This window comes from Streptomyces sp. AC602_WCS936, from assembly GCF_019049125.1.
Lineage (GTDB): Bacteria > Actinomycetota > Actinomycetes > Streptomycetales > Streptomycetaceae > Streptomyces.
Window position 1 is genome coordinate 54,170 of the sequence record NZ_JAGMUF010000007.1, and the last position, 9,543, is coordinate 63,712.

Sequence of the window (9,543 nt, forward strand, 5' to 3'; positions counted from 1 at the left end):
CTTGCGCGGTGCTGACGGGGGGCTGACGTGGGGTTTCGTGCGGGGCCCTCAGGGCGGGGCCCTTGGGGCGGGTCGCTCGGGCGGGTCGCTCGGGGCGGGAGCGCGGGCCGGGGTTCGAGGGGTGCTCGGCGTCTCGGCTGGGCGGGGGGGCGTTGCGCGGCCCGGCGTGGCGGGGTGCCGCTGCGCCCACCCGTGCCGCCCCAGCGGCACGACTGCCCGCAGCTGCGGTGGCTGCGGCAGCTGCGGTGGCTGCGGTGGCTGCCATGGCTGCCATGGCTGCGGTGGCTGCCGTGGTCAGGGGGTACGGGAAGCGATGAAGGACTTGAGGCGGTCGAGGCCCTCGGTGAGGTCGGGTTCCGTCAGGACGCTGTAGGACAGGCGGAGCTGGTTCAGGCCGCCGGTGCCGGCGTAGAAGTGGTACATCGGCGTCCACAGCACGCCGAACCGCTCGGCCGACTCCTCCAGCGCCGCCTCGTCCGCGGCGAACGGCACGGTGACCACCGCGAACAGCCCGCCCTCGGGGGCGTTCCAGCTCACCGGGCCGCCGCGCGGGAAGCGTGCCGCCAGACCGTCCAGCACCGTGCGCAGGTTGCGGCGGTAGACCGCGGCCTCGCGGGCGCAGGCGCGCTCCATGCTGCACCCGTTCTCCAGCAGCAGTCCGCCGATCGCGGCCTGGGCGACGCTGGAGGTGTTGAGGGTGACCATGCTCTTGACCTTGGCGAGCTGGTCGGTGAGCGTGCCGCCCTCGGCCACCGGCTGCCCGGCGACGACGTAGCCGATCCGCGCGCCGGGGTAGGCGGTCTTGGCGAACGACCCGATGTACACCACGCGCCCGGAGCGGTCCAGGGACTTCAGGGTCGGCGGCCGGCCGGAGCCGTCGTGGAACATCGAGTACGGGTTGTCCTCGACGACGAGCAGATCGTGCGCGTCGGCCACGCGCAGCAGCTCCCGGCGGGCCGCCTCGGGCATCCGGGCGCCGCCGGGGTTGGAGAAGTCGGGCACGACGTACAGGGCGCGGGGGCGCAGCCCGGCCGCGCGGGCCTCGTCGGCGGCGCGGCCCACGGCGGCCGGGTCGAGCCCCGCGGGTCCCTCGGGCACCGGCCGCACCCGGGTCTCGGTGAGCCGGGCGGCGCCGGTGAAACCGACGTAGGTGGGCGCGGCGGCCAGCACGACGTCGCGTTCGTCGCGGCGCAGGGCGCGCAGCACCAGGACCATGGCCTCCTGGCAGCCGGAGGTGACGAGGACGTCGTCCCCGTCGGCGGTGATGCCCTCGTCGACGGCGAGGTGACGGGCTATCAGGTCGCCGACGATGCCCTTGGTCGCCCCGTACTGGAACAGGGTGCGCCGCACGCCCCGCTCGTCCATGCCCCGCTCGGTCTCGAGGTGCCGGGCGAACAGGCGCAGGTGGCGGTGGAGGGCCTCGGTGTCGAAGTAGCCCTCGTAGGGGCGGCCGGCGGCGAAGGACACGGCGTCCGGGTAGTTGCCGGTGATCTCGTTGAGCAGGGTCATCGAGGTCAGCGCGGGGTCGCTGAGGCTGGCGTGCAGGCCCTCGGTGGAGAGGGTGGGGGCGGCGCGGCCCGGCGCGTCCAGCAGGCCCGCGGCCGGGGTCATGCCGCCGTGCCCTTCATGGCGTCGATCAGGCTCGCCGGCCGCATGTCCGTCCAGTGCTCGGTGATGTGGGCGAGCGCGCTGTCCCGGTCGGTGGCCGGCAGCGCCACGGTCCACCCGGCCGGCACCTCGGCGAAGGACGGCCACAGCGAGTGCTGACCCTCGTCGTTGACCAGGACGAGATAGGTGCCCTCGGGGTCCTCGAAGGGGTTGCTCATGTCGGTCTCCCGGTGTTCGGCTGCGGGACGGGATGGTCCCGGTCCACTGTCGCCGCCGGTGCTGCCGGAAGGCTGACGTGCCGCTGACGGCCGTCGGCGGCCAGGTCGGCGACGAGGTCCAGCAGCACCGGCGCCGGGTCGTCCAGGACGTGGAAGTGACCGCCGGGGAAGGTCTGTTCACGCACCTTCCCGTCGGTGACCGCGGACCAGGCGGACGCCTCCTCGGCGGTGAGTTCCGGGTCGGCCGCGCCGCGGTGCACGGTCACCGGAACGGCCGGACGGGGGCCCGGCCGCCGCCGGTAGGTCTCGCCGAGGGCGTAGTCGGCGCGGGCCGTGCGCAGGGCCAGGTCCAGGAGGTCGGGGTGGGCGAGGACCTCGTCGGGCAGGCCGCCCAGGCGGCGCAGTTCGGCGAGCAGGCCGGCGTCGTCGGCGCGGTGGACGGCGCCGGGGCGGACGCGGTGCGGGGGCGGCATGCCGGAGACGACGAGGCGGACGGGGGGACGGCCGGCCGCCTGGAGCCTGAGCGCCACCTCGTAGGCGACGAGCGCGCCGAGGCTGTGGCCGTACAGGGCGACCGGGCGGTCCAGCAGCGCCGAGGCGTCCGCGGCGGCGGCGTCGGCCAGCGCGTGCAGGTCGGTGTGGAGGGGTTCGGCGATGCGGTCGGCGTGCCCGGGGTACTGCGCGGCGTGCACCTCGATGCTTCCGGGCAGCAGGGCGGGCCAGTCGCGGTAGGCGGTCGCGGAGCCGCCCCCGTAGGGGAAGCACAGCAGCCGGACGCCGGCCCGGGGGCGGGGCACGAAGCAGCGGTACCAGGGGACGTTCATGCCGCTGCCGTCCGGCGGGCCGGCCACTCCAGCCGGTCGACGGCGTCCAGGATCCGTGCGACGCCGGGCAGGTAGTGGGCCTCGACGAGCGGCGGCGGGTAGGGCACGTCGTAGCCGGTGACCCGCAGGACGGGGGCCTCCAGGTGGTAGAAGCAGCGCTCGGTGACCGTCGCGGCGACCTCGGCGCCGGGACCGGCGAAGCCGTGCGCCTCGTGGACGACGACGGCGCGGCCGGTGCGGCGGACGCTGGCGCAGACCGTCTCCTCGTCGAACGGGGCCAGCGTGCGCAGGTCCACGACCTCCAGGCTGAGGCCGTCGGCGGCGGCCGCCTCGGCCGCCTCGAGCGCGACGGGCACCGCCGGGCCGTGCGCGATCAGCGTGGCGTCGGTGCCGGGGCGGCGTACGGCGGCCCAGCCGAGGGGGCCGGTGTCCACGGGCAGGCCGGTGGGCTCCTTGTGCCAGTACAGGCGCTTGGGCTCCAGGAAGATCACCGGGTCGTCCGACTCGATGCTGCGGCGCAGCATGGAGTAGGCGTCGGCGACGGTGGCCGGGGCGGCCACGGTCAGGCCGGGGGTGGCCATGTAGTAGACCTCGGAGGAGTCGCTGTGGTGCTCCACTCCCCCGATGCCGCCGCCGTAGGGGATGCGGACGGTCAGCGGCAGCGGCAGGGCGCCGCGGGTGCGGGCCCGGAACTTGGCCACGTGGCTGACCAGTTGCTCGAACGCCGGGTAGGCGAAGGCGTCGAACTGCATCTCGATCACGGGGCGCCGGCCGTACATCGCCATGCCGATCGCGGTTCCGACGATCGCGGACTCGGCGAGCGGGGTGTCGAAGCAGCGGTCGTCGCCGAACTCCCGGGCCAGGCCGTCGGTGATGCGGAAGACCCCGCCGAGGGCGGCGACGTCCTCACCGAAGACGACGACGTCGTCGTCGGCGCGCATGGCGTCGCGCAGCGCCGAGTTCAACGCCCTGGCCATGGTGACGGTGGTGTCCCGGGCGGTGGCGGGTGCGGTGCCCGCGGTCATGGCTGCCTCTCCTGTTCCCCGGCTGGTTCACCGGCCAGTTCACCGGCCATGGCGGCGGCCTGGGCGCGCAGCCGCTGCGGCGGGTGGCGGTAGACGTGCCGGAACATCTCCGCCGGGTCGCGCCGCGGGGGCGTGTCGAAGTCCCGGCGCAGCGTGCGGCTGAGGGCGTCGGCCTCGCTCGCGACGGCGGCGACCGCCGCCTCGTCGAGCGTGCCGTCGGCGAGCAGCCGGCGTTCCAGGCGGGCGACGGGGTCCTTGCGGGCCCAGGCGGCGACCTCCTCGCGGCGGCGGTAGCGACTGTCGTCGTCGGCGTTGGTGTGGGCCTCCATGCGGTAGGTGACGGCCTCGACGAGAGTGGGGCCGCCGCCGGAGCGGGCCCGTTCGGCGGCCTCGGCGACGGCCCGGTGCACGGCGACGGCGTCGTTGCCGTCGACACGCGCCCCGGCCGCGCCGTAGCCCGCCGCCTTGTCGGCGAGCGCGCGGGCGGCGGTCTGCTTCGCCAGCGGCACGCTGATGGCGTACTGGTTGTTCTGCACGAGGAACACCACCGGCGCCCGGCGTACGGCCGCGTAGTTGACGGCCTCGTGGAAGTCGCCCTCGCTGGTGGCGCCGTCGCCGATGAAGGCGAGGGCGACCAGGTCGTCGCCGGCCGTGCGGGCCGCGTCGGCGAGACCGGCGGCGTGCAGGCACTGGGTGGCCAGCGGGGTGCACTGCGGGGCGGTGCGGTGGGCGTGCGGGTCGTAGCCGCAGTGCCGGTCGCCGCGGAACAGGGTGAGCACCTCGACCGGGTCGATGCCGCGGGTGAGCAGGGCGACGCTCTCGCGGTAGGTGGGGAAGAGCCAGTCGGTGGGGCGCAGGGCGAGGACGGGCGCGGTCTGGCACGCCTCCTGGCCGCGTGAGGACGGGTAGACGGCGAGCCGCCCCTGCCGGGTGAAGGTGGTGGCGGTCGTGTCGAAGGCCCGGCCGACGACCATGGCCCGGTACAGGGCCAGTGCCGTCTCGCGCGGGAGGGTGTCCGACACCGGAACGGTCGCGGGGGCGGCCGTCGGGGCGGGCACGGGGGCGGTCGCCGGGGCGGTCGTGGGGGCGGTCGCCGGGGCGGTCGCGGAGGCAGTCGCCGGGGCGGTCGCGGAGGCAGTCGCCAGGGCGGTCGCGGAGGCAGTCGCCAGGGCGGTCGCGGAGGCAGTCGCCAGGGCGGTCGCGGAGGCAGTCGCCAGGGCGGTCGCGGAGGCAGTCGCCGGGGCGGTCGCGGAGGCGGTCGCCGGGACAGCCGCCGGGGCAGCCGCCGGGGCAGCCCCGGCGGCAGTCGCGGACGCAGCCGCGGAGGCGGTCGCGGGGGTGTCGAGCACCGCGGTCATGCGGCGTCCTCCCGCCCGCGGTTGATCCAGGTGCGCTCCAGGGTGTCGATCAGGGCCGGGCTGTGCAGCAGGCGGGCCTGCTCGTAGGCGTAGCGCGCCAGGTAGCGCCGGAAGAGGTCGGCGGGCTCCTCGGCGAGGGCCAGCATGCGCCGGTTGGCGCCGACGGCCGGGTGGTCGAGGTGCTGGGCGGCGCGTTCCACGGCGTCGTCCATGGCGTCGGCGGACGCCGTCTCGTCGACGATCAGGGCCGCCTCGGGGTCGGTCGCGCGCAGCTTGCGGCCCCACAGGATCAGGCGGCGGGAGAACCGGGAGCCGGTCAGGTGCAGCAGGCGCTGGTTGGCCAGGCCCGGCACCAGGCCCTCCTCCATGGCGGGCAGGCTGAACCAGGCGTCCTCGGCGGCGACGACCCGGTCCAGCACGGGCAGGATCTGCATCCCGCCGCCGATGGCGAAGGCGTCCACGGCACCGACCCAGGGCTTGTCCGCGTCCGGCCACCAGTCGTCGCCGCGGGTGTCGTCCAGGCAGAGGCCGCGCACGAACTTGGCGAGGTACCCGGCCTCGCGGCGCAGCATGAAGCCGAGCAGGGAGATGTCGCCGTGGTAGAGGTGCGTGAGGTTGATGCCGGCGCTGAACACCCGGCGTCCGGCGTAGGCGGGGTGGGTCTGGGGCGCGCCGCGCAGCACGCCGACGTGGCTGGCGGGGTCCAGCAGCACCAGGTCGGTGCCGGTCTCCAGGGCCTCGACGGCGGCGTCGTCCTCGGCGTTGAGGAACTCGTCGTTGCACACTTCGAGGGTGGCGACGCCCTCGCGCCGGGTCACGGTGGCGACGCCCAGGTCGGCGCGGCCGGTGAGCCGGAAGTCGGTGAGCGCCCCCAGCGCCCGGTCGGTGGGCCGGAGCATGGCGCGCAACAGGTGGTCGCCGGTGCGCGGGACGCTCAGTACGGCCTGGAGGAACAGGCCGACGGCGACCTCCCAGCCCTCCTTGTTGCGCTGGAGGTGGCGGGATTCCTCGGCGAGCTGCTCGCGGGTGGGCACCAGGCCCGGGAAGGCGCGGGCGGCGCGCTCGGTCAGCTCCTCGACGCGCAGCGAGCGGGTGAGGCCGTCGGTGAGTTCGGTGTAGACCCGTTCGGCGTGGGCGGCGAGGAAGCGGCGGCGCAGGTCGTGGAGTTCCTCGTGGGTGGCGGCGGCGTGCCGCTGTGCGGCGCGGCTGCGTTCGGCGCGCGGTCCGAGGTCGGCGATGCGGCGGACGCCCGCTTCGAGGTGGTCGGTGACCGCCGCCCGGTCGGCGGTGAAACCGCCGGTGACGGCGGGCGGTTCGGTGACGGGGCGGGGTGCGGCCGCGGGCGCGGGCGGGGCCGCGCCGTCGGCCGGGGCGTGACCGGCGAGGGTGGGTGTACGCACGATGGGTCTCCGATCGGTCAGGTACGGGTCTTGCGCGCGTCGCGGTCCGCGAGGGTGCGGGCGATGGTGCCGAGCACGTCCGGCCGGGCCAGGCCGGCGTGGTCGGTGTCCAAGGGGTGCTCCTCGACGCGTCCCGTGAGATAGGGGGCCCAGGAGGCGGGGGTGAGCTCCGGGTGGGTGCGGTCGCGGGTGGCGGCGAAGAACACCAGGTCGCCGTCGAAGCGGTGCGGGGTGAAGTCCTGGATGAGCAGGGTGTTGTTGAGGAAGACCTCGGTCATCCGGCCGATCGCGGCGTCGTCCAGGTGGGCGAGCGCGCTGCCGCTGTCGCGCAGGGCGTCGAGGACGGCGGCCCGCTCCAGCTGCCCGTCGCCGAAGGCGGCGGCGCGGTCGACGCCGGCCGCGTTGAGCAGGATGGCGAGGACCTGTTCCTCGCCGACCTCGTGCTCGGTGCCGTCGTAGGCGTCGGGGTAGCCGTCGAGCACGGTCAGCAGGCTCACCTCGGCGCCCTCTTCCTGCAGCCGGGTGGCCACGGCGTGCGCGACGAGTCCGCCGAAGGACCAGCCGAGCAGCTGGTAGGGGCCCTCGGGCGCGGTCTTGCGGATCTGCTCGGCGTAGTCGCGGGCCATGGCGTGGATGTCGCCGGGCAGCGGCTCGTCGTGGCTGAGGCCGCGGGCCTGCAGGGCGTACAGGGGCTGGTCGCGGTCGGTGTGCCGTAGCAGCGCCGAGTAGACCCAGCCGAAGCCGCCGGCCGGGTGGACGCAGAACAGCGGCGGCCGCTCGCCGCCGGTGCGCAGCGGCAGCACCACGCCGAACGGGTCGTGTCCGTCGTCGCCCGCGGTGCCGTCGATGCGGGCGAGGAGCGCGGCGACGGTGGGCGCCTCGAAGAGGGTGCGGACGCCTGCGTCGGCGCCGAGCACCGCCTTGACGCGGCCGGCGAGCCGGGTGGCGAGCATGGAGTGCCCGCCGAGTTCGAAGAAGTTGTCGTCGATGCCGACGCGGTCGACGCCGAGCACCTCGGCGAACAGGCCGCACAGCAGTTCCTCGCGGGGGCCGCGGGGCAGCCGCCCGCCGCCGGAGCCCCAGTCGGGCTCGGGCAGGGCGTCCCGGTCGAGCTTGCCGTTGAGGGTGACCGGCAGGGAGTCCAGCGTGACGAACGCGGCGGGCACCATGTAGTCGGGCAGGGACCGCTCCAGTTCGGCGCGGAGCCGCGCCGGTTCCGCGGCGCCGGGGCGGGCGTCGGGCGCGGGGACCAGATAGGCGACGAGGACCTTGTCACCGGCCCGGCCGGGGCGGGCGGTGACGACGGCGCGAGTGACGTCGGGGTGGGCGGCGAGCGCGGTCTCGATCTCGCCGGGTTCGACGCGGAAGCCGCGGATCTTGACCTGCTGGTCGGCGCGGCCGAGGAACTCCAGGACGCCGCCCGCGGTGCGGCGCGCGATGTCGCCGGTGCGGTACATGCGGCCGCCGTCGTCGCCGAAGAGCGCGGCGAACGGGTCGGCGGTGAACCGCTCGGCGGTGCGCGCGGGCTGCGCCCGGTAGCCGCGTGCCAGGCCGGCGCCGGCGATGTACAGCTCGCCGGGGACGCCGGGCGGTACGGGCCGCAGCCGGTCGTCGAGGACGTAGGCGCGGGTCTCGTCCAGCGGGCGGCCGATGGGCACGGACGCGGGCACGCGGTCCGGGTCGGTGAACCGGTGCCAGGTGCAGCCGAGGGTGATCTCGGTGGGTCCGTACAGCACCTTGACGACGCTGCCGGGGCAGGCGGCGAGGACGCGGCGCACGGCGGTGGGCGGGACGACGTCGCCGCCGGTCCACACGTCCCGCACGCCCGCGAAGACGCCGGGGTCCTCGTCGGCGACGACGCCGAACAGGCCGGCGGTCAGCAGCAGGGAGGTGACGCCCTGCTCGGCGAGGACGCGGCGCAGCACGGCGGCGTCCAGATCGCCGGGCGGGGCGACGACGATGCGGCCGCCGGCCAGCAGCGGGCTCCACAGCTCGTAGGTGGAGATGTCGAAGGCGTACGGGGAGTGCATCAGCACCCGGTCGGCGGCGCCGGTCTCCCAGCAGCGGTCGACGGCGAGCGCGATGGCGTCGCGGTGGGTGATGCCGATGCCCTTGGGGGTGCCGGTGGAGCCGGAGGTGAACATGATGTAGGCGAGCGCGTCCGGCGCCACGGTGACCTCCGGCGCCGTGTCGTCGCCGGTCGGGGCGTCGGCGGTGACGGCGTCGACGGCGAGGGTGTCCACGCCCAGCCGGGACGCGGTGGCGGCGTACCGGGCGTCGGTGAGCAGCAGCCCGGCCCCGGTGTCGGCGAGGACGTGCCGCATCCGCTCCTCGGGGTGGCCGGTGTGCAGCGGCACGTACACGCCGCCCGCCTTGAGGACGGCGAGGGTGGCGGCCACCAGGTGCGCGGAGCGTTCCTGGAGCACGGCGACCGGGGTCTCGGCGGTGACGCCGCGGGCGATGAGCCGGTGGGCCAGCCGGTTGGCACGGGTGTCGAGTTCGGCGTAGGTCCAGGTGGCGCCGCCGGGTTCGGTGACGGCGACGGCGTCGGGGGTGCGGGCGGCCTGTTCGGCGAAGCGCTGCGGCAGCGACGCGCCGGCGGCCGTGCGGCCCGGGGCCCAGGCGGTGTCGTTCCAGCCGGTCAGGACGAGGTGGCGTTCGCCGCTCGCGAGGATCGGCACGTCGGCGACCGGCTGGTCGGGGTCGGCGGCGACCGCGCGCAGGAACGCCACGAGGCGGTCGGTGAGCGCCTCGGCGGTGGTCCGCTCGAACAGGTCGGTGCTGTACTCCAGGACGGCGTCGATGCCGCGGGCCTCGCCGCCGGGGCCGTGCCGCTCGGCGAGGTTGAAGGTGAGGTCGAACTTGGCGGCGCCCAGGTCCACGACCTCGGGCCGGACGGTGAGCCCGGGGAGCGCGAGGTCGGCCTCGGGGGTGTTCTGCAGGGCGAGGAGCACCTGGAACAGCGGGTGCCGGGACAGGGACCGGCCGGGGCTGAGTTCCTCCACCAGTTTGTCGAAGGGCACGTCCTGGTGGGCGTAGGCGGCCAGGTCCGCCTCCCGGACCCGCTCCAGCAGCTCGCGGAAGGTGGGGTTGCCGGAGGTGTCGGTGCG

The 9,543-nt window shown here is 75.7% G+C and carries 7 protein-coding genes; all 7 read right to left on the bottom strand.

What is annotated here, in order from left to right; genetic code table 11:
- Positions 1-294: 294 nt before the first annotated feature.
- On the bottom strand, positions 295-1,611 hold the full coding sequence (locus tag KUM03_RS02705) for a PLP-dependent aminotransferase family protein (protein ID WP_217245382.1): 1,317 nt from the start codon (positions 1,609-1,611) through the stop codon (positions 295-297).
- Positions 1,608-1,826 (bottom strand): MbtH family protein, encoded by a 219-nt coding sequence (locus tag KUM03_RS02710; RefSeq protein WP_217245383.1) that lies wholly within the window; start codon positions 1,824-1,826, stop codon positions 1,608-1,610. The genes KUM03_RS02705 and KUM03_RS02710 overlap by 4 nt, the downstream gene beginning before the upstream one ends.
- Positions 1,823-2,650 (bottom strand): thioesterase II family protein, encoded by an 828-nt coding sequence (locus tag KUM03_RS02715; protein ID WP_217245384.1) that lies wholly within the window; start codon positions 2,648-2,650, stop codon positions 1,823-1,825. Before KUM03_RS02715 ends, KUM03_RS02710 begins: the two co-directional genes overlap by 4 nt.
- Complete coding sequence (locus tag KUM03_RS02720) at positions 2,647-3,675, bottom strand: alpha-ketoacid dehydrogenase subunit beta (protein WP_217245385.1); 1,029 nt, start codon at positions 3,673-3,675, stop codon at positions 2,647-2,649. The genes KUM03_RS02715 and KUM03_RS02720 overlap by 4 nt, the downstream gene beginning before the upstream one ends.
- Entirely contained in the window at positions 3,672-5,033 is a 1,362-nt protein-coding gene (locus KUM03_RS02725; RefSeq protein ID WP_254398742.1) for a thiamine pyrophosphate-dependent enzyme, read from the bottom strand. Before KUM03_RS02725 ends, KUM03_RS02720 begins: the two co-directional genes overlap by 4 nt.
- Entirely contained in the window at positions 5,030-6,433 is a 1,404-nt protein-coding gene (locus KUM03_RS02730; protein ID WP_308406238.1) for an enoyl-CoA hydratase-related protein, read from the bottom strand. The genes KUM03_RS02725 and KUM03_RS02730 overlap by 4 nt, the downstream gene beginning before the upstream one ends.
- Before the next feature lie 17 nt (positions 6,434-6,450).
- The coding region (locus tag KUM03_RS02735) for a non-ribosomal peptide synthetase (RefSeq protein WP_217245386.1) at positions 6,451-9,543 on the bottom strand (3,093 nt) is incomplete at its 5' end.

What these genes read in the sequence shown, in the direction of transcription:
- KUM03_RS02710 (WP_217245383.1), bottom strand. Translation starts at nt 1,826, where the DNA reads ATGAGCAACCCCTTCGAGGACCCCGAGGGCACCTATCTCGTCCTGGTC.
- KUM03_RS02715 (WP_217245384.1), bottom strand. Translation starts at nt 2,650, where the DNA reads ATGAACGTCCCCTGGTACCGCTGCTTCGTGCCCCGCCCCCGGGCCGGC.
- KUM03_RS02705 (WP_217245382.1), bottom strand. Translation starts at nt 1,611, where the DNA reads ATGACCCCGGCCGCGGGCCTGCTGGACGCGCCGGGCCGCGCCGCCCCC.
- KUM03_RS02720 (WP_217245385.1), bottom strand. Translation starts at nt 3,675, where the DNA reads ATGACCGCGGGCACCGCACCCGCCACCGCCCGGGACACCACCGTCACC.
- KUM03_RS02725 (WP_254398742.1), bottom strand. Translation starts at nt 5,033, where the DNA reads ATGACCGCGGTGCTCGACACCCCCGCGACCGCCTCCGCGGCTGCGTCC.